The sequence below is a fragment of the Telluria sp. AIW5 genome (genome assembly GCF_056680575.1).
This window is the reverse complement of sequence record NZ_CM155289.1, coordinates 3,104,240-3,122,888: the sequence shown is the minus strand read 5'-3', so window position 1 is coordinate 3,122,888 and position 18,649 is coordinate 3,104,240. Positions and strand designations below refer to the sequence as shown.

Sequence of the window (18,649 nt, the reverse complement as noted above, 5' to 3'; positions counted from 1 at the left end):
AAAGGAACGACCATGAAACTGCTGGACGCCACCGCCTTCGTCACCGGCGCCAACCGCGGCCTCGGCCTGGCTTTCGCCCGTCACGCCCTCGCCCACGGCGCGCGCAAGGTCTACGCCGCCGCGCGCGACCCGGCATCGATCACGCTGCCGGGCGTGGTGCCGATCGCGCTCGACATCACGAATGCGTCGCGGGTCGCCGCCGCCGCGCGCGACGCCGGCGACGTCACCTTGGTCGTCAACAACGCGGGCATCGCCAGCATCAAGGGCCTGCTGGACGAAGACAGCATCGACGTCACCCGGCGCATGATGGAGACCAATGTCTACGGCCTGCTGCGCGTGAGCCAGGCCTTCGCGCCCGTCCTGAAAGCGAACGGCGGCGGCGCCCTGCTCAACGTGCTGTCGCTGTCGAGCTGGCTGAGCGCGCCGGTGCTGGCGGCTTATGCGGTGTCGAAAGCGGCCGCCTGGAGCGTCACCAATGGGCTGCGCAATGAATTGCGCGACCAGGGCACGCAGGTGCTGGGCCTGCACGTCGGCTTCATCGACACCGAGCTCACGCGCGGCTTCGATGCGCCGAAACTCTCGCCCGACTTCGTCGTCGCGCGCGCTTTCGAGGCCTTGGCGAAGGGCGACAGCGAAGTGGCGATCGACGAGTTCACGCAGCAGATCAAGCGCGGCCTGTCGAACGAACCCGGCATCTATATCGACGGCGCACGCTGATCGGAACAGACCATGACTACCCCGACCCTTGCGCCCGCAGCCGCTGTCCCGCGCCTTGCAAGCTCGCCCTGGCCGACCTTCTGGATCGCCTGCATCGCCGTCTTCCTGGTCTCGATCGACAGCACGGTGCTGTTCGCCGCCTTCGGTGCCTTGACGGCCGCCTTCCCGGGCGCCACACCGGCCGACCTGTCCTGGGTGCTGAACGCCTACACGGTCGTGTATGCGACCATGCTGATTCCCGCCGGCGGTCTGGCCGACGCCCATGGCCGCAAACGCGTGTTCCTGTTCGGCGTCACGCTGTTCCTCGCGGCCTCGGCGGCCTGCGGCATGGCCGACAGCGTGCCGCTGCTGATCGCGGCGCGCGTCGTGCAGGCCCTGGGCGCAGCGCTGCTGACGCCCGCTTCGCTCTCGATCATCCTCGACGCCTTCCCGAAAGAGAAGCGCACGGTGGCGGTCAGCCTGTGGGGCGCGGTCGGGGGCCTGGCCGCCGCGATCGGGCCCAGCCTCGGCACCACCATCGTCGAGCACCTGGGCTGGCAATGGGCCTTCTACATCAACCTGCCGCTGGGCGCGGTGTCGCTCTGGTTCGGGGCGGCGCGGCTACGCGAGGCAAAGATCACAGGCAAGGCCGCGCGCATCGACCTGGTCGGCATGCTGCTCCTGATCGTGGCCGTGGGCGCAGTCGCGATGGCGATCACCCAGCTCGATTCGCCGCGCTGGAGCCGGCTCGAACTCGGCGCACTGGCGGCGACCAGCGCGATCGCCTTCGGCGCCTTCATCGCCTGGGCGAAGACCAGCAGCGCGCCGCTGGTCGACCTGGCCCTGTTCGCGAACCGCAGCTACAGCGCGGTCAACCTGGCCACGCTCGCTTTCGGCACGGCGTTCGCGATGATGTTCTTCGCCTTCTTTTCCTACATGACGCGGATCTGGCATTTCAGCCTGCCGCTCGCGGGCCTGGCCGTCACGCCCGGCCCCCTGATGGTGGTGCCGACCGCGATCATCGCCGGGCGCATCGCGGCGCGCACCGGGCACCGTCCCCTGCTGGTGATCGGTTCAGTCGTGTATGCGGCGAGCGGCCTGTGGCTGCTGCTGATGCCGGGCGCCGAACCGGCCTACGCAACGCGCTGGCTGCCGGGCCTGTTCCTGAGCGGGATCGGCGTCGGCATGGTGCTGCCGTCCCTGTCGGGCGCCGCGGTGGCCGGCCTGCCGCAGGCGCAGTACGCGGTCGGCAGCGCGGTGAACCAGGCCACGCGCCAGCTGGGATCGGTGCTGGGCGTAGCGATCACGGTGCTGCTGATCGGCCATGCCGACCTCACGCGGGCAGACTTCCTGCCGCTCTACAGCCTGCACGTGGCGCTCGCACTGCTCACCGGCGCGCTGTGCCTGGCAGTGAAAACGCGCCCTGTCCAGCGCTAGGTCGCGCGCAGCACCAGCAGGTGGCCTGTGACCTCGACGCCATGCTCGCTGCGCAGCGCTGCCCGTTCGGCTTCGAGGATCGCGAAGCCGTGGGCTGCGGCGAGGCGCTCGAGGTAGGCCAGCGCGTGGGCGTAGCGGTTCGAGGGCAGCAGCCTGAAGTCTCCCCGCTCAGCCGCTTCGACCGAGAAGCAGAACCAGCCGCCGGGCCGCAGCGCGGCGCGCACCTGGCTGAACAGGACCTGCAGGTCGCCAAAATACACGAGGACGTCGGCGGCGACAACGAGGTCGAAGGCTTGCGGACGATCCCCGAGGAAGGCTTCGATGTCGGCGCAGACCAGTTCGTCGTACAACCCGGTGGCGCGCGCCTGCGCCAGCATCTTGTCCGACAGGTCAACCCCGCACAGGCTGACCGAGACCGGGCGCAGGAAAGGCGCGCACAGGCCGGTGCCGCAGCCGAGATCGACGGTGGCGAGACCGGCGGCGCTCACATGGCGCCCGAGCGCTTCGGCCAGCAGCACAGGCGTGCGGTAGCCCAGTACGCCGGTGAGGTGATGGTCGAAGTGGTCCGCGTACTGATCGAACAGGGCCTTGACGTAATCCGCCGGCGCCCGCCCGGGCGGCGCTCCGACGCCGAGCGCGGCCAGCGCGAAATCGATCTGGCTCGGGTCTTGCGCGAGACCGCGCGCCGTTTCGTAGGCGCCAACGGCGTCATCACGCCGGCCCAGCGCCAGCAGCGTGTCGCCGCGCTGCTGGTGGCTTGCGGCGTAATCGGGCCGGAGTGACAGCGCCGTGTCGAAACACGACAGCGCTTCCTGCGGCCGCCCCAGTTTCAGCAGCGCCAGGCCGCGGCCCGTGTACGCCTCGGGCGCCTTCGCATCGCTTGCGATGGCTTCGTCGTAGGCGTCCAGGGCTGCATCGAAAGCGCGCAGCCCGAACAAGGCGTTCGCGCGCACGCAGGATGCTTCGGCGTAAGGCCGCCGCTCCGCAAGCGCCCGTTCGCTGCTATCGAGCGCCGCTGCGGCCTCGCCCAGCGCGAGCAGCGCGATCGCGCGGTTGCACCAGGCTTCCGGATACGAAGGACGCAGGTGCAGGGCACGCTCGTAACTGTCGACCGCTTCCGGGAGCCGGCCGAGTTTGCGCAGGGCGTTGCCGCGATTGCTCCAGGCGAGCGCATGGCCGGGGTTCAGGCGCACGGCCGTGTCGTAGCTGGCCAGCGCCTCCTCGCTGCGCCCGAGGTCCTGCAGCGCCGCGCCGAGGTTGCAGTGGGCCGCCGCCTGCCCCGGGTTGATGGCGAGCGCCCGGCTGATCAGCGCCACCGCTTCCGGCGCATCTCCCTGCTGGCGCGAGGTCACGCCGAGCAGGTGCAGCGCATCGAACTGGCGCGGCGCCATGCCCAGCACCTGCCGGTAACGTGTTCCCGCCTCATCGAGTTTGCCCGCCTGGTGCAGCGCGACGGCTTCCTTCAACAGTGCCGCGATGCCTGCTTCTTCCTGCCCCATGTGTTCCCCTGCCAGTGAATCCGGCCGCCAGCATACCGCACGCAAGCCGCGCAGGCTCCGCTATGATGGCGTTCTCATCACTCGACGGACGACGCCATGCGGACCTGGACCCGGAAATTTGCGCTGACCACCCTCCTTCTCATCGCCGCAGCCGGCGCGTGCGCGGCCGAGCCACGCAGCCTGCTGCTCTCCGCCGACCGCGTCTGGACCGGCGAAGGCAGGCCGCACGCCGGCTGGGCGGTGCTGGTAGTGGATGGCCGCGTGAAGGAAGTGGGTCCGGCGGACGCCATCGGCGCACCGCCGGATGCCGAGCGCGTTTCCTTGCCTGGCCAGACCCTGATCCCCGGCCTGATCGACCTGCATTCGCATGTGCTCCTGCATCCGTATAACGAGACCACCTGGGACGACCAGGTGATCAAGGAACAGGTCGAGTACCGCACCCTCCTGGCCGGCAAGCACGCCGCGGACACGCTGCAGGCCGGCTTCACCACCCTGCGCGACCTCGGCACCGAAGGCGCGAACTATGCCGACGTCGGCATCAAGCGTGCGATCGAACAGGGTGTGGTGCCCGGCCCGCGCCTGCTGATCGCGACGAAGGCGATCGTGGCCAGCTTCAGCTACGGCCCGGCCGAGCGCAGCTACCGGCCCGACATGGAAATTCCCTATGGCGCCCAGCAAGCCACCGGCGTCGCCGAGGTGACGAAGGCGGTGCGCGAGCAAAGCGCGCACGGCGCGGACTGGATCAAGTTCTACGCCGACTACCGCACCGGCGTCGACGGCAGCAGCCGTCCCACCTTCACGCTCGAGGAGATGAAGGCAATGGTCGACGCCGCCCACGTCACCGGCCGCAAGGTGGCGGCGCACGCCAGCACCGACGCGGCGATCCGGCTCGCCGTGCTCGCCGGCGTCGACACGATCGAGCACGGCTACGGCGCCTCCGAGGCGACCTTCCGTTTGATGAAGGAACGCGGCACGGCCTATGTGCCGACGCTCACCGCGCCGGAAGCGATCGGCGAATACTTCCAGAAGCACGTGCGCGGCGGCGCGCCGACCGCGGGCATGCAGGAAGCGGCGCGCGCGTTCGCACTGGCGCGCAAGGTCGGCGTCGTGATCGGCAACGGCAGCGATGTCGGCGTCTTCACCCACGGCACCAATGCGCGCGAGCTGGAGTGGATGGTGCGGCTCGGGATGACGCCGACGGAGGCGCTGCGCGCGGCCACCGTCGTCGCGGCCGGGATACTCGGCAAGGGCAAGGAACTGGGCCAGCTGGCGCCGGGGGCGCTGGCCGACGTGGTTGCGGTCGAGGGCGATCCGACGGTCGATATCGCTGCGCTGCGCAAGGTGGGGTTCGTGATGAAGGGCGGGAAGGTGTATCGCCGGCCGTAAGGCTGCCGGCTTCGCGAACCCGAGATCAAGGACGCAGGGTGGGCGGCATCATTCACGACTTTGATATGAGCGATAAGTACAGGCGAGCCGAAGCGTCGTCGTTCGTACCGTCGTGTTGCGCATATCACGCAAGCGCATGACCGGCATTCACGGGGTTGGGGATATCCACAATAGCGGCTATAGTGAGATTTGGTGATCATGGCGACACCACCAACCTCTCATGAAGAGTTGTCATGAAAAAGCCTTTCTATAAAATTTTGTACGTGCAGGTGCTGACCGCCATCGTTCTCGGCGTGCTGCTCGGCGTGTTCTACCCTGAACTCGGCACCAAGATGAAGCCTCTCGGAGACGGCTTCATCAAACTGATCAAGATGATCATCGCCCCCGTCATCTTCTGCACCGTCGTTGCCGGTATCGCCGGCATGCAGGACATGAAAAAAGTCGGCCGCGTCGGCGGCAAGGCCCTGCTGTACTTCGAAGTCGTCTCGACCTTCGCCCTCGCCATCGGCCTGATCGTCGCCAACGTCGTGAAACCGGGCGCCGGCTTCAACGTCGACGTTGCCCACCTCGATGCGAGCTCGATCGCCCAGTACACCGACAAGGCCAAGCACCAGAGCACGGTCGACTTCCTGCTCAACATCATCCCGAACACCTTCGTCGATGCCTTCGCCAAGGGCGACATCCTGCAGGTGCTCCTGATCGCGATCCTGTTCGGCACGGCGCTGTCACTGCTGGGCGAGCGCGGCCGTCCAACGACGAAGATCATCGAAGACTTCTCGCATGCCATCTTCGGCGTCGTGAACATCGTCATGAAGCTGGCCCCGATCGGCGCTTTCGGCGCGATGGCCTTCACCATCGGCAAATACGGCCTGGCCTCGCTGATCCCGCTGGCTAAACTGATGGGTTCGTTCTACCTGACCTGCGGCCTGTTCGTCGTCGTCGTGCTCGGCACCATCGCCAAGCTGACCGGCTTCTCGATCTTCAAGTTCATCGCCTACATCAAGGAAGAACTGCTGATCGTGCTCGGCACCAGCTCCTCGGAAAGCGCCCTGCCGGCCCTGATGCGCAAGCTCGAAAAGCTCGGCTGTTCGAAGTCGGTCGTCGGCCTCGTGGTTCCGACCGGCTACTCGTTCAACCTGGACGGCACCAACATCTACATGACGATGGCCGCCCTGTTCGTGGCCCAGGCAACGAATACCGAACTGACCCTGCTGCAGCAGCTGACCATCCTGGCTGTCGCCATGCTGACCTCGAAAGGCGCCTCCGGCATCACCGGCGCCGGCTTCATCACCCTGGCCGCAACGCTGGCCGTGGTGCCGACGATTCCTGTTGCCGGCATGGCCTTGATCCTCGGTATCGACCGCTTCATGAGCGAATGCCGCGCCCTGACCAACTTCGTCGGCAATGGCGTCGCCTCGGTGGTCGTGTCGAAGTGGGAAAACGAGCTGGACCACGAGCGCATGGATGCGGTGCTGTCGGGCCACTATGTCGAAGAGCACGCCAAGCACGTGCCGGCGATGCGCGAAGCGGCTTGATTTTCAGCTGATCGCCTTTCCCAAAAACCGCGCTTCGGCGCGGTTTTTTTATGGCCGCACGTGTTATGGCGCCAGGAATGGCCGTGCGGTTTGCGCGCGGTGTACCGCGTGGACTCGAGAGTCCACGCGTACGTGCCTACGAGCACCCGACCGCAACCATACTTGTTGCCGTTCGCATAACCCCATGCTACGCTCGCGCCCATCATTCCAACCGAGACCCGTCGATGCGCCTGCCCGTCCTCGCCCTCGCGACCCTGCTCGCCCTGCCCTTTACCTCAACCGCGGCCGGACCGGCGACGGCGCCAATCTACGACGCCGCACTCGCCAAATCCCTCGGCGCCGACGCGCGCGGCATGCGCCCCTACGTGCTGGTCATCCTGAAAACCGGCCCGAAAAAAATGCCCGCGGGCGAAGCACGCGACGCCATGTTCAAGGGCCATTTCGCCAACATCGGCAAGCTCGCCGGCGAAAAGAAACTGGTGCTGGCCGGCCCGCTCGACGGCAAGGAAGGCCGGCGCGGCATCTTTGTCTTCAACACGCCCGATATCGAGACGGCGAAAACCTGGGTCGCCACCGACCCGGTCATCATCAACGGCGAAATGGCCGCCGAGTTCCACGAGTTTTATGGTTCGGCCGCGCTGATGATGGTGAACGAGGTCCACGGCAAGATCGAGAAAAAGTAGCCCTTCACTCCAGCCTGAACACCACATCCACCGGCTGTACCAGCTTCAACGCATCGACCGACAGGAAATCGCGCGCCTCCGCATCCGCCGGCGGCGAACGGCCGCCGCTGTAGTCGGCGCGCACCAGGCCCAGCGCCGCGCCCATGTTTTTCACGCCGCCCGGCGTTACCGCCGTGACCGCGCCCAGCTTGCGGCGCGCGCCCCTGGCGATGATCTCGGCGCGCCGGCAGCGCCAGCGCAGCCACGAAGGCAAGTTGTTTGAGCATGACGTCTCCTGTCGGTGGTCTTTGAACAGGGAGAATAATCGTTTATAGACAAAACTGTCTACTTATTCCGGAGCAGGCGCGCGCGCCACAAAAATAACGTAGACATTCTTTTCTAGACAAGATAATCTAGATTCATCCAGCCAGTTTTCTCGAAGGAAGCGCCATGCCCACGCCTGCCGATGCACCCAAGCCGACCGCGGCCGAACTCGACCTGCTGCAGGTGTTGTGGCCGCTCGGCGCCGCCACGGCGCGCCGGGTACATGAATCAATGCAACAGACGCGCCCCGAGGTCACCTATGCCACCGTGCTGCGCCTCATGCAGATCATGCACACGAAAGGCTTGCTGACCCGCGACGAGAGCGAACGCTCGCACGTCTACGCGCCGGCCCAGCCCCAGGACTCGCTGCAGACCAATTTGATCAGGGACCTGATGCAACGCGCCTTTGCCGGCTCGGCCAAGGCGCTGGTACTCGCGGCCCTGAAAAGCGGCATTTCGAAGAAGGAACGCGCCGAGATCGAGAAGCTGCTGAAGGAGGACGGGCAATGACCGGACAGGAACTGGTCGGCCACGTCGGCGCCACCCTGCTCGACTCAAGCTGGCAGTGCGCATTGATCGGCCTGGAGGCCGCGTGCGCGATGATCGGGCTACGCAAGGCACGCCCGCAGACGCGCTATGCCGTGGCCTGCATGCATCTGCTGCTGTGCTTGCTGTGGCCGGCGGTCGAATTGATCGCACGCCTGCACGGCGGCGCGACAGGCGCAAGCGGCACTCCTGTGCTGGCGGGTATGCTGCCCGGTTCGGGCGACGCCGCGGGCGACAGTTGGCGCGGCTTCCTGCAGGCGCACCTGGCCTGGGTGGTCACCGGCTGGGCCGCGTGCGCCGGCGCCCTCGGCCTGCGCCTGGCGCTCGGCCTGGTGTGGATCAGGCGTGCGGCCAGCACGCAGCGCACCGATGCGCAGTGGAACGCGCGCCTGTCGACCATGGCAACGCAGTTCGGCATCACGCGCGCTGTGCGCCTGCGCGTGGTCGATGGGCTCACGAGTCCCGTCACCGCCGGCTGGTGGCGCCCGGTCGTGCTGGTGCCGGCCTCGCTCCTGTCGGGCATGCCGCCCCATCTGCTGGAGGCCCTGCTGGCCCACGAACTGGCCCATGTGCGGCGCGGCGACTACCTGGTCAACCTGGCGCAGAGCCTGATCGAAACCATCCTGTTCTACCACCCCGCGGTCTGGTGGCTCTCGCACCGCATCCGTGTCGAGCGCGAACTGATCGCGGACGATATCGCGGCAAGGCAACTGGGCGAACCGCGGCGCCTGGCCCTTGCGCTTTCCGAGCTGGAACGTCTCCAGTTCTCAACCCACCACCTGGCCCAGGGGGCCAACGGAGGAGATCTCATGTCACGTATCAAACGACTGATTCGTCCCGAAACGCAGGCAATGAACTGGAAAGCCGCGCTTCCGGTGCTGGCCATGGCGACCGCCTGCATCGCCGGCTGCGCCGGGACGGCCACACCCCCCGCCGACGCGCTCGGGCCGGACGCCATTACCACCAGGCCGGTTGCCCGCTTCGATTCCTGCGCCAAACCGGAATACCCGGCAGAGGCACTCGCCCGGCGCCTCGAGGGCACCGTGACGCTGCGCTTCCTGGTCGATACCGACGGCAGCGTGGCCGAAGCGCTGGTGGCGAAGTCGAGCGGCGACGCCTCGCTCGACGAAGCGGCGCGGGTCGCGATCGCCAGGTGCCGGTTCACGCCGGCGCTGGCGGGCGGCAAGCCGGCGCGTGCCTGGGTGCCGGTCCAGTACGTCTGGTCGCTGGGGTGAAAAAGCGACAGGGCCGCACGCGTTCCTGCCGGATCAGTCAGCAAAAATCCGCCCGCGATAGAATGAGGAGGCGGCAGCACTGAGGCCGACTTGTCACCGGGAGGCGCCATGCAACACGGCGAAAAGCTCAACACCATTACCCACCTCGGCGGAGCGCTGCTTGCCTTCGGCGCCAGCATCCCCCTGCTGGCGCGCGCCTTCAACGCCAACGGCCACCTGGGTTTGCTCAGCACCGCCGTCTATGCCGTCTCGCTGGTCCTGATGTACGCCTGCTCGACCGCCTACCATGGCGCCAGCGGATCGCTGAAGCAACTGCTGCAGCGCTTCGACCACCTCAGCATTTATCTGCTGATCGCCGGCAGCTATACGCCCTTCTGCATGCTGATGTTCTCCAACCGGGAAGGCTGGCTCCTGCTCGGGGTCGTCTGGGGCCTGGCGATTGTCGGCATCCTGCAGGAAACCCGGCCGCACCGCGGAGCGCGGGTGCTGTCGATGCTGGTCTACCTGGCGATGGGCTGGTCCGCGGCGACGATGCTGGGGCCGCTGCAGGAAGGCCTGGGGACCGCCGGCTTCGCCTGGCTGCTGGGCGGGGGCCTGGCCTATACGGGCGGCATCGTGTTCTATGTGCTCGATGCGCGCCTGCGCCATGCGCACGGCATCTGGCATCTGTTCGTGCTGGCGGGGAGCGTGGCGCACTACATCACGATCTATTGGTACGTGCTGTAGTTGCTGGGCGCGCAGCCGCGCGTCACATAAACTCATCCATATGAAGCGGGTCGGCTGTCTGCCTCCGCCATAACAACGACCGGGGAAGTGATGCGCAGCGAGATAAACAAAGCGAAGTTCCTGAGCACTTTGGCGCTACTGCTTGCCAGTGCGGCGACGACGAGTTGCGCCGTGCAAACGCCGGCTGCCCCGGTGCCATCGCGTGCCCTTGCTCTGTTTCATCCCTCCTGCATGCCCCGGTATCCAATGGAGTCGGCCCAGCGCGGAAGCCAAGGGACGGTCGATCTCAATTTTTTCGTTGAGACCGACGGACGCGTTTCGGAGAGCCGGATCGATCGCTCGAGTGGCGACCCCTTGCTCGACAACGCTGCCTTGAATGCGCTGAAGGGCTGCCGCTTCAAACCTGCCACCAGCGCCGGTCAACCGGTCGCGCAATGGACTACGGTTCATTACGTCTGGACGATCGAAACGGACTGAGCGGACGTCGCGTCGATGACCAGTTTCAGCTGGTTATATACGCACGCGTCGCCACAACAGCGCTGCGCTTGCAGCACACAGCGCTAGCGCCAGCACATTGACGATCAACACGCCGCCAGGCAGGTGCACGACGACCGACAGGCTCAAGGCGCCGCGCAAGGGGTAGGCGTCCGCTGAATGGTAGGGATGGTAGCCGGCGAGCTGCAGGCCATAGAATGCCAGTCCAAGCGCGTGCCCAGGCAGCCGCGTTCGCCATGGAAGGACGCCCGACAGCAGGCCCAGCAGCGAGAGCAGTAGCAGGCTGGCGCCCGCGCTGCCGGCGGCTATCCACACGATCAGGCCGAGCGCTGCGTTGACGATCGTTATCGTCGCTACGACGCGTTCGATCTGCGTCCACGACAAAATGCTCGGAATGCCAGCGTGCGCTTTCAATGATTCTCGCAGATCGAAAAAAGTGGAGTGACTTGGTAGCGTTCGAAGCGGCGGTGTACGCCCAGTGATCGCTTTTCGCGGGGACGCTCTGTTACCGGTGTCTGCTATCGACCGGCCGATAACGGACACCAAGCTCAGCCCAGTGTACGAGCTAGTTTGCCTCTGTGACAAGTCGTTGTTTGCTTCGGCCTAAAATAATAAAGCCCGGCAACCGCCGGGCTCTCGCACTGCCATCAGCCTTCTCAGCTCGTCAGACCGCCGAGACGTCCAGCTCAGCCGCAGTCGCCTCGACCAGCTGTTCCTTCGTCACGCCCGGCGCCAGTTCGACCAGTTTCAGGCCCTTGTCCGTGACGTCGATCACGCCGAGGTCCGTGATGATGCGGTCCACCACGCCGACACCGGTCAGCGGCAGGTCGCATTTTTTCAGGATCTTGTGCGAGGTCGCGCCATCCTTGGCGGTGGCGACGTGTTCCATCACCACGACCACGCGCTTGACGCCGGCCACCAGGTCCATCGCGCCGCCCATGCCTTTCACCATCTTGCCCGGGATCATCCAGTTGGCGAGGTCGCCGTGTTCCGAGACCTGCATCGCGCCCAGGATGGCGAGGTTGATCTTGCCGCCGCGGATCATGCCGAAGGAATCGGCCGAGCTGAAGTAGGCGGCGCCCGGCAATGCCGTCACGGTCTGCTTGCCGGCGTTGATCAGGTCGGCGTCGACCGCATCATCCGTTGGGAAGGGGCCGATGCCGAGCAGGCCGTTTTCCGATTGCAGGAAAACTTCGATGTCCTGCGGCACATAGTTGGCCACCAGGGTCGGCAGGCCGATGCCCAGGTTCACATAGAAACCGTCCTGCAGTTCCTTTGCCGCGCGCGCGGCCATTTCATCACGAGTCCATGCCATGTTCTGTCTCCGAAGGTGATCTTGAATATCGTCTTTTAATTCGCGCGCACGGTGCGCTGTTCGATGCGCTTTTCCGGCGTCGGATTGTGGACGATGCGGTGCACGAAGATGCTCGCGGTGTGCACCTGGTCCGGATCGATCTCGCCGATCTCGACCAGCTCTTCGACTTCGACGATGCAGACCTTGCCCGCGGTGGCGACGTTCGGGTTGAAATTGCGCGCGGTCTTGCGGAACACCAGGTTGCCGGCCTTGTCGGCCTTCCAGGCTTTCACGAGGGACACGTCCGGCACGAGGGCCAGTTCCATCACGTAATTCTCGCCGTCGAATTCGCGCGTTTCCTTGCCGTCGGCTACGATGGTGCCGTAGCCGGTTTTGGTGAAGAAGGCAGGAATGCCGGCGCCGCCGCAACGCAGCTTTTCGGCCAGCGTGCCCTGGGGCGTGAATTCGAGCTCGAGTTCGCCTGCCAGGAACTGGCGTGCGAATTCCTTGTTTTCGCCGACGTAGGAAGCGATCATCTTCTTGATCTGGCGCGTTTCCAGCAGCTGGCCGAGGCCGAAGCCGTCCACGCCCGCGTTGTTGGAGATGGCGGTCAATTGCTTGACGCCCGAGTCGCGCAGCGCTTCGATCAGCGCTTCCGGAATGCCGCACAGGCCGAAGCCGCCGACGGCGATCATCTGGCCGTCTTGAACGATACCGGCCAGTGCCGATGCCGCATCAGGATACACTTTGTTCATACCCGTCCCTTTTGTAAATTGGCTTGTCAGCCGTTTATGTACCGCAGAGTAGAATCCCAGCATAGAATACGCCGATTCAAAGCACAATACCGTAGAACTACCGGCCATGGCCCTGCCCTTGCACCAAGACACGCTTCCAGTGAATCCATCCTACGCCATCGATTACGAGATGATTTTCCAGCATGCACCGGTTGGCATGTGCATCTCCGTCAACCGCGTCATCCAGTCCTGCAACCTTGCGCTGGCGGCGATGTTCGGCTACGACCGGGGTTACCTCGACGGCCAGTCGTTTGCCGTGCTCTACCCGACGATGGACGAATTCCTGCGCACGGGCGACCGCATCGTGCCGATCATGAACGCCAGGGGCCGTTATTCCGACGAGCGCATCATGCGCCGCGGCGGTGGCGAGCTGTTCTGGTGCCACGTGACCGGGCGCGCGCTGAACGCCAGCGAGCCGCTCGGCGCGGGCGTGTGGACCTTCGAAGATGTGAGCGAAAAGCGGCCGGTCACGGCCTCGCTGACCCCGCGCGAACGCGAGATCGCGGCGCTGCTGGTCGAGGGCAAGACCAGCAAGGTGATCGCGCGCGAGACCGACCTCAGTCCGCGCACGGTGGAGATGCACCGGGCGAAACTGATGCGCAAGTTTTCGGCGTCGACCTCGTCGGAACTGGTGCACAAGCTGGTGGGCGTGGCGCGCTAGCGCGGCCGCTCCTCAGGCAGCGCTCATGAACCCGGCCGTGTCGATCACGGCCGGCTGCGCTTCCAGGGGCCGGGGGCTGCTCAGGACGAGCGCCAGCCCGGGCAACGCGAAACAGTGATCATGGGCGCCCTCGCGCCCCAGTTTGATGTGCGCCTCATGGCGGCACCATTGACGGTAAAAGGCATGCAGGCGCGCCGTTTCGTCCAGCGCCGCCAGCGCCGCCGCGGCCTCCGTCCCGAAGGCCTGTTCGGCGAGGGCGACCAGGTCGCGCGCCGGATCGATGCGCTCGATGTCGAGTCCGACCGGCGACTCCAGGCTGACCGCGCAGGCCACCCACGGCCCGCTGTGCGAAATACTCAGGCCCAGCCTTGGCCGCTCGGGAGACACCAGCGCCGGCGCATTGCCGGGCCGCTCGAGGAGTTCGACCGTGCCTGGCGCCACGCCAAGCAGTTCGCCGATCGCCATCCGCAGCAGCACGCGGCCGGCGACGAACTGGCGGGCCCGCTCGGCGCGCACGAAGCGCGCATGGCGCAAGCGCTCGGCCTGGCTTAGCCAGCGCAGGCCGGCCTCCAGCGCAGTCCCGGGCAAGGCCGCGCTGTCGACCAGCCACAGCAGCGTGTCGCCGCGTGCAGGCACCGGCGTCTCCGCTCGCTTTAGTTCGCGATCTTGACGAAGTCGCCCTTGAGCGCAACGCCCGACATCATGGCGCCGTCATGGCACTCGAACTCCGAGTCGCTCAGCACTTCCACGTTCTTGTAGTTACTGGCAATGTTGATGACCGCGTTCGCGCCCAGTTCGCGGGCGCGCGCCTGCAAGCGCAGCATGGCCGACAGGAAGGCCCAGTTGCAGGCTTTTTCCGCGCTCTTGCCGAAGGAATTGGTCTTCTGGCTGGTCTGGTCGGTACCGAGCTTCTGCAGCACTTTCGGCGTCTTTGCGTTGCCGAAGTAAAACTTCACCGTGTCGCCCAGGCGACCCTGGGCGTCGTTGTCGGCCATGGCGCCGGCCAGCGGCAGCATCAGCTTCGTGTCGCGCGCTTGCGCAGGGAGGGTGCTACCGGCGGCGGCTGCGGCGATGGCGATGCTCAGGACGATTTTTTTCATGTTGTTGTTCCTCGAAAGAGTGGGTGGGATCAGTTTGCGGCGACGGCGTTGTCGTCGGCGCCCGACGGGCCGCCGACGGCGTCTTCGTAGTTGGCGATCACATAGTCGCTTGCCAGTCTGGCGACGCGGGTCAGCATCATGTTGTCGTTCACGCCCAGGGAGAAGCCGCCGCTCATCGCGTTCGAACGCTGGAAGAATTCCGGCGTCGCGATGACCTTGCCAGCCTGGTCACGGAAGGTCACGCGCATCAGGACGCCCGAGCTGCCGGCGAGCGGACCGAGGAAGACGCGCTTGGTCGTGCTCTTGAACGACATCTCTTCGACGATCGGCTCGACGGTCAGGGTACGGCCATTCGCCGGGCGGCTGTTCCACTGCTGCAGCGATGGTGCGAGGTCCTTCTCGAGGTTGGCGCCGATCTTCGCCAGCGCGGCGGTGTTGCCCTTGTAGCCGGCCTTGAAGGCGACCGGCCTGACCTCGATGCGGCCATACTGCGAGAAGGCCGTGGCCGGTGCGGGGTTGTTGGTCGACGATGCCTTGATGCTGGTGGCACAGCCCTGGATGAGCGGCAGGGCGACGAGGGCTGAGGCGACCAGCAGTGCGCGACGCGCGTTTTTCATTATTTTCCCTTGAAGTGTTGGAGGACTACCGTTTGAAAATCAGCGACGTATTAATGCCGCCGAACGCAAAATTGTTCGACATGATGTATTCGCAGTCGAGCCGGCGTCCCTCGCCGCGAATGTAGTCGAGCTCCCCGCACTCGGGGTCGACCTGGCTGAGATTGATGGTCGGGGCGAACCAGCCCTCGTGCATCATCTCGATACTGAACCACGCCTCGAGTGCGCCGCAGGCGCCCAGGGTGTGGCCCATGTAACTCTTCAGGGAACTGATCGGCATGCGCGGGCCGAACAGCGCGGCCGTGGCCTGGGTCTCGGCCAGGTCGCCCTGCTGGGTCGCGGTGCCGTGCGCGTTCACGTAGCCGATCGCTTCCGGTGCCAGGCCCGCGTCCTGCAGCGCCAGTTCCATCGCCATCTTCATGGTGGCGGCATTCGGCTGGGTCACGTGGGTGCCGTCGCTGTTGGTGCCGAAGCCCACCAGTTCCGCGTAGATGGTCGCGCCGCGCGCCAGCGCGTGTTCGCGCTCTTCCAGGATCAGGGCGCCGGCGCCCTCCCCGATCACCAGGCCGTCGCGACCGGCGTCGAAGGGACGCGGCGTCGCCTGCGGCGTGTCGTTGCGCGTGCTGGTGGCGAACAGCGTGTCGAAGACGGCGGCTTCGGTGGCGCAGAGCTCCTCGGCGCCGCCGGCGATCATGGCCGTCTGGCGGCCGCTTTTGATCGCCTCGTACGCATAGCCGATGCCCTGGCTGCCCGAGGTACAAGCCGAGGAGGTCGTGATCACCCGTCCGGTCAGGCCGAAAAAGACGCCGATATTCACGGGCGCCGTGTGGGCCATCATCTTGATGTAGGTGGTGGCGTTGATGCCGCGCGTGGTGCGCTCTTCCATCATGCGGCCGAAGTCGCCGATGGCGCTCGGCGTGCCGGCGGACGAGCCGAAGGACACGCCCATGCGGCCGCTGGTGAGCAGCGGATCGTCGAGCAGGCCGGCGTCGAGCAGCGCCAGCTCGGTGGCGCGCGTGGCCAGCAGCGCGACGCGGCCCATGCTGCGCGTGGTCTTGCGGTTGTAGCGCTCGGACAGCGCGAACGGCGCGGCCGGGGCGCCGAGCCTGGTGTTCAGGCCATCGTAATCGGACCAGTCGTTCATGTGGACGATGGCGTTGCGGTAGGAACCGAGGCGATCGCGGACCGTGGCCCAGTCGTTGCCGATCGGGCTGATGCCGGCCATGCCGGTGACGACGACGCGGTGGTTCATGCGAGACCTCCATTCACGGAAATGACCTGGCGGGTGACATAGCCGGCGTCTTCCGACAGCAGGTAGCTGACCGCCGCCGCCACTTCTTCGGGACGGCCGACGCGGCGCGCGGGAATCATCTTGAGCGCTTCTTCCATCGGGACCTCGCCGATCATGTCGGTCTCGATCAGGCCTGGCGCCACGCAGTTGACGGTGATGTTGCGCTTGGCCAGTTCCAGCGCCAGCGCCTTGGTCGCGCCGATGATGCCGGCTTTCGCCGCGCTGTAATTCACCTGGCCGCGGTTGCCGACCAGGCCCGATACCGAGGCCATGGTCACGATGCGGCCGGGTTTGCGGCGCTGGACCATCGGCATTACGAGCGGATTCAGGACGTTGAAGAAACCGTCCAGGTTGGTGCCCAGCACCTGGTCCCACTCTTCGCCGGTCATCGCCGGGAAAGCCGTGTCGATCGCGACGCCGGCGTTGCAGACCACGCCGTAGTAGCAGCCATGCGCCTCGATGTCGGCCGCCAGCGCGGCGGCCGTGGCCTCGCGCTCGCCGATGTCGAACTGCAGCACGCGCGCGCTGCCGCCGCCGGCGGCGATTTCGGCCGCGACAGCGTCGGCCTCATCGCGCCGGCTGCGGCAATGCACGACCACGCCATAGCCCTCGCGCGCCAGGCGCAGGGCGATCGCCTTGCCGATGCCGCGCGAAGAGCCGGTGACCAGGACACTCAGCACACTCTTCTCCTTACTACTCATTCGGAACTCCGTTGCAAAAACTCTTCTACGTTATCGGGCTGGAAGACGGTGATCGTGGCGCTCGCCAGCTCAGTCCCATCCTTCCCGTCGGTGATACGGCAGTCGAACGCACCCAGGCCGTTGTCGCCCTGCAGCGCGCGCTGCACGTGGATATTCAATACGCTGCCGACCGCGAAGGCCGGCAGCGCGCAGGCATAGCGCCGGGTGCCGAGCAGGAAGCCGACGTGCACCGGTTCGCCGCGCTGGCGCGCCGCGAAGCCCGCGTGGGCCGCCACCGCCTGCGCCATGTATTCGACGCCGACCCAGGCGCCCACTTCCCCGCCGCTGCAGAACATCGAGTCCGGGCCAATGCGCACCTGGGCGTCCAGGGTCTCGGCATCGGCCGCCAGCAGGGTACCCAGCAGCGACATGGCGCCGCTGTGCGGCACCAGCGTGTGGATGTCGGGAAGCGCAGTCACGAGCACACTCATGGCAACCTCCCGAACACCAGCGCCGCATTCGAGCCGCCGAAGGCGAACGAGTTACTCAGCGCGTAGCGGATCGGACGGCCCAGGCGCTGGCCCGGCTGCGCCAGGTTCAGCGCCGGCAGCGTGGCATCGCGCTCGCCGTCCCACAGGTGCGGCGGCAAGATCCCTTCCTCGTTATCGTCCTGCATCGCAAGCCAGCAGAACGCTGCCTCGACCGCCCCGGCCGCGCCCAGCGTGTGGCCGGTGAAGGGCTTGGTCGAACTGACGGCCACCTGCGTGCCGAACAGGTCGGCCACGGCGCGCGACTCCATCGCATCGTTCTGCACCGTCGCGGTGCCGTGCAGGTTGATGTAGTCGATGGCGCCCGCGTCGATGCCGGCGCGGCGCAGGGCCTCGTTCATCGCGATGCGCGCGCCGCCGCCGTTCGGATCCGGCGCCGACATGTGGTGGCCGTCGGACGACTCGCCCCAGCCGCACAGGGCGACTGCGGCCGGCTCGCGGCTCATCAGGAACAGGGCCGCGCCCTCGCCCAGGTTGATGCCCTTGCGGTTCGCGCCGAGCGGATTGCATTGCACGGGGCTGACCGATTCGAGCGCCGAAAAGCCGGCGACCGTGAAGCCGCACAGGGTGTCGACGCCGCCGGTGACGACCGCGTCCACCAGGCCCATGCGGACCAGGCGCGCGGCGCTGGCCAGCGCCTTCGCGCTCGATGAACAGGCGCTCGAATGGACGCAGGCCGGACCGGTAACCTTCAGTTCATGCGCCAGCAGCGCGGCGGGCGAACCCATTTCCTGCTGGCCGTAGTGAAAGCCGGCAGGCAGCTCTCCGCTGGCCAGGTGCGCGGCGATGGCGCTCTCGGTCGCGCCCACGCCCGAGGTGCTGGTGCCGACGATGACGCCGACCCGGCCCGCGCCGTAGCGGGCAATCGCCGCGTCCACCGCGGGCCGGATTTGCGCCAGCGCGGCCAGGGCCAGCGCGTTGTTCCGGCTGCGCAGCGGCAGCGGCAGGTGGTCGACGCCAGGGAGCGCGGCCTCGACGCGGCCGAGCGGCAGCGTGCGGCCAGGGGAGCAGGCGTCGGACAGCGTCAGGCCGCTGGCCGCCTCGTCCAGCAGGCGGCGGCGGATCGTGTCGCGGTCGGCGCCCAGCGCGCAGACCAGCGCGCAATCGTTCAGGTAAATCATCATCT

General features: G+C 66.6%; 22 protein-coding genes. 10 read left to right on the top strand and 12 right to left on the bottom strand.

Features of this window, described 5'->3' with window-relative positions; translation table 11 throughout:
• The first annotated feature begins 12 nt into the window (after positions 1 to 12).
• Both AC1MEM_RS13855 and AC1MEM_RS13850 read left to right on the top strand, forming a co-directional pair.
• The gene (locus AC1MEM_RS13855; RefSeq protein WP_499471296.1) at positions 13 to 717 is read left to right on the top strand and encodes an SDR family oxidoreductase; all 705 of its coding nucleotides are present in this window, start codon (positions 13 to 15) and stop codon (positions 715 to 717) included.
• A 12-nt stretch (positions 718 to 729) separates the two neighbouring features.
• A complete protein-coding gene (locus AC1MEM_RS13850; RefSeq protein WP_499471294.1) occupies positions 730 to 2,133 on the top strand; it encodes an MFS transporter in 1,404 nt (467 codons plus the stop codon).
• On the opposite strand, the gene AC1MEM_RS13845 is transcribed toward AC1MEM_RS13850, so the two are convergent.
• Positions 2,130 to 3,632: a tetratricopeptide repeat protein gene (locus tag AC1MEM_RS13845; RefSeq protein ID WP_499471292.1), complete on the bottom strand. Its 1,503-nt coding sequence runs from the start codon at positions 3,630 to 3,632 to the stop codon at positions 2,130 to 2,132. The two genes, AC1MEM_RS13850 and AC1MEM_RS13845, sit on opposite strands and share 4 nt — an antisense overlap.
• 96 nt (positions 3,633 to 3,728) lie before the next feature.
• Here AC1MEM_RS13845 and AC1MEM_RS13840 point away from each other — a divergent pair, with 96 nt between their 5' ends.
• The 3 genes from AC1MEM_RS13840 to AC1MEM_RS13830 all read left to right on the top strand — a co-directional run bounded on the left by AC1MEM_RS13840 (position 3,729) and on the right by AC1MEM_RS13830 (position 7,236).
• Complete coding sequence (locus tag AC1MEM_RS13840; RefSeq protein WP_499471290.1) at positions 3,729 to 5,018, top strand: metal-dependent hydrolase family protein; 1,290 nt, start codon at positions 3,729 to 3,731, stop codon at positions 5,016 to 5,018.
• 233 nt (positions 5,019 to 5,251) lie between these two features.
• On the top strand, positions 5,252 to 6,553 hold the full coding sequence (locus tag AC1MEM_RS13835) for a dicarboxylate/amino acid:cation symporter (protein ID WP_499471288.1): 1,302 nt from the start codon (positions 5,252 to 5,254) through the stop codon (positions 6,551 to 6,553).
• A 224-nt stretch (positions 6,554 to 6,777) separates the two neighbouring features.
• Positions 6,778 to 7,236 (top strand): YciI family protein, encoded by a 459-nt coding sequence (locus tag AC1MEM_RS13830; protein ID WP_499471286.1) that lies wholly within the window; start codon positions 6,778 to 6,780, stop codon positions 7,234 to 7,236.
• Positions 7,237 to 7,240: 4 nt separating this feature from the next.
• Here AC1MEM_RS13830 and AC1MEM_RS13825 read toward each other — a convergent pair whose 3' ends face one another.
• Positions 7,241 to 7,489, bottom strand: a complete 249-nt coding sequence (locus tag AC1MEM_RS13825) for a hypothetical protein (protein WP_499471284.1) — start codon at positions 7,487 to 7,489, stop codon at positions 7,241 to 7,243.
• Between the two features lie 176 nt (positions 7,490 to 7,665).
• Between AC1MEM_RS13825 and AC1MEM_RS13820 the strand changes: the two genes are divergently transcribed.
• The 4 genes from AC1MEM_RS13820 (at position 7,666) to AC1MEM_RS13805 (ending at position 10,523) form a co-directional block, all read left to right on the top strand.
• Positions 7,666 to 8,049: a BlaI/MecI/CopY family transcriptional regulator gene (locus AC1MEM_RS13820; protein ID WP_499471282.1), complete on the top strand. Its 384-nt coding sequence runs from the start codon at positions 7,666 to 7,668 to the stop codon at positions 8,047 to 8,049.
• On the top strand, positions 8,046 to 9,320 hold the full coding sequence (locus tag AC1MEM_RS13815; RefSeq protein WP_499471281.1) for a TonB family protein: 1,275 nt from the start codon (positions 8,046 to 8,048) through the stop codon (positions 9,318 to 9,320). The genes AC1MEM_RS13820 and AC1MEM_RS13815 overlap by 4 nt, the downstream gene beginning before the upstream one ends.
• A gap of 108 nt (positions 9,321 to 9,428) precedes the next feature.
• Positions 9,429 to 10,046 (top strand): PAQR family membrane homeostasis protein TrhA, encoded by a 618-nt coding sequence (gene trhA / locus AC1MEM_RS13810; RefSeq protein WP_499471279.1) that lies wholly within the window; start codon positions 9,429 to 9,431, stop codon positions 10,044 to 10,046.
• A gap of 90 nt (positions 10,047 to 10,136) precedes the next feature.
• On the top strand, positions 10,137 to 10,523 hold the full coding sequence (locus AC1MEM_RS13805; RefSeq protein WP_499471277.1) for an energy transducer TonB: 387 nt from the start codon (positions 10,137 to 10,139) through the stop codon (positions 10,521 to 10,523).
• A gap of 33 nt (positions 10,524 to 10,556) precedes the next feature.
• Here AC1MEM_RS13805 and AC1MEM_RS13800 read toward each other — a convergent pair whose 3' ends face one another.
• From AC1MEM_RS13800 to AC1MEM_RS13790, 3 genes are all read right to left on the bottom strand, one after another.
• Positions 10,557 to 10,955: a hypothetical protein gene (locus tag AC1MEM_RS13800; RefSeq protein ID WP_499471276.1), complete on the bottom strand. Its 399-nt coding sequence runs from the start codon at positions 10,953 to 10,955 to the stop codon at positions 10,557 to 10,559.
• A gap of 250 nt (positions 10,956 to 11,205) precedes the next feature.
• Entirely contained in the window at positions 11,206 to 11,856 is a 651-nt protein-coding gene (locus AC1MEM_RS13795) for a 3-oxoacid CoA-transferase subunit B (protein WP_499471274.1), read from the bottom strand.
• Between the two features lie 35 nt (positions 11,857 to 11,891).
• Positions 11,892 to 12,590, bottom strand: coding sequence for a CoA transferase subunit A (locus AC1MEM_RS13790; RefSeq protein ID WP_499471272.1), 699 nt, complete (start codon positions 12,588 to 12,590; stop codon positions 11,892 to 11,894).
• 106 nt (positions 12,591 to 12,696) lie between these two features.
• Between AC1MEM_RS13790 and AC1MEM_RS13785 the strand changes: the two genes are divergently transcribed.
• Entirely contained in the window at positions 12,697 to 13,290 is a 594-nt protein-coding gene (locus AC1MEM_RS13785; RefSeq protein ID WP_499471270.1) for a LuxR C-terminal-related transcriptional regulator, read from the top strand.
• A 12-nt stretch (positions 13,291 to 13,302) separates the two neighbouring features.
• Here the strand turns inward: AC1MEM_RS13785 and AC1MEM_RS13780 are convergent, their stop codons facing one another.
• From AC1MEM_RS13780 to AC1MEM_RS13750, 7 genes are read right to left on the bottom strand one after another with little or no spacing between them, the layout of a single operon-like run.
• Positions 13,303 to 13,926, bottom strand: coding sequence for a 4'-phosphopantetheinyl transferase family protein (locus AC1MEM_RS13780; RefSeq protein WP_499471268.1), 624 nt, complete (start codon positions 13,924 to 13,926; stop codon positions 13,303 to 13,305).
• Between the two features lie 17 nt (positions 13,927 to 13,943).
• Positions 13,944 to 14,390 (bottom strand): excinuclease ATPase subunit, encoded by a 447-nt coding sequence (locus AC1MEM_RS13775; RefSeq protein ID WP_499471266.1) that lies wholly within the window; start codon positions 14,388 to 14,390, stop codon positions 13,944 to 13,946.
• 29 nt (positions 14,391 to 14,419) lie between these two features.
• Positions 14,420 to 15,007, bottom strand: coding sequence for a hypothetical protein (locus AC1MEM_RS13770; RefSeq protein ID WP_499471264.1), 588 nt, complete (start codon positions 15,005 to 15,007; stop codon positions 14,420 to 14,422).
• Between the two features lie 25 nt (positions 15,008 to 15,032).
• Positions 15,033 to 16,256: a beta-ketoacyl-ACP synthase gene (locus AC1MEM_RS13765; RefSeq protein WP_499471262.1), complete on the bottom strand. Its 1,224-nt coding sequence runs from the start codon at positions 16,254 to 16,256 to the stop codon at positions 15,033 to 15,035.
• Positions 16,253 to 16,996, bottom strand: a complete 744-nt coding sequence (gene fabG, locus AC1MEM_RS13760) for a 3-oxoacyl-ACP reductase FabG (RefSeq protein WP_499471260.1) — start codon at positions 16,994 to 16,996, stop codon at positions 16,253 to 16,255. The genes AC1MEM_RS13765 and fabG overlap by 4 nt, the downstream gene beginning before the upstream one ends.
• Positions 16,993 to 17,466 (bottom strand): hotdog family protein, encoded by a 474-nt coding sequence (locus tag AC1MEM_RS13755; protein WP_499471258.1) that lies wholly within the window; start codon positions 17,464 to 17,466, stop codon positions 16,993 to 16,995. Before AC1MEM_RS13755 ends, fabG begins: the two co-directional genes overlap by 4 nt.
• On the bottom strand, positions 17,463 to 18,647 hold the full coding sequence (locus AC1MEM_RS13750) for a beta-ketoacyl-ACP synthase (RefSeq protein WP_499471256.1): 1,185 nt from the start codon (positions 18,645 to 18,647) through the stop codon (positions 17,463 to 17,465). Before AC1MEM_RS13750 ends, AC1MEM_RS13755 begins: the two co-directional genes overlap by 4 nt.
• Between the last annotated feature and the right edge of the window lie 2 nt (positions 18,648 to 18,649).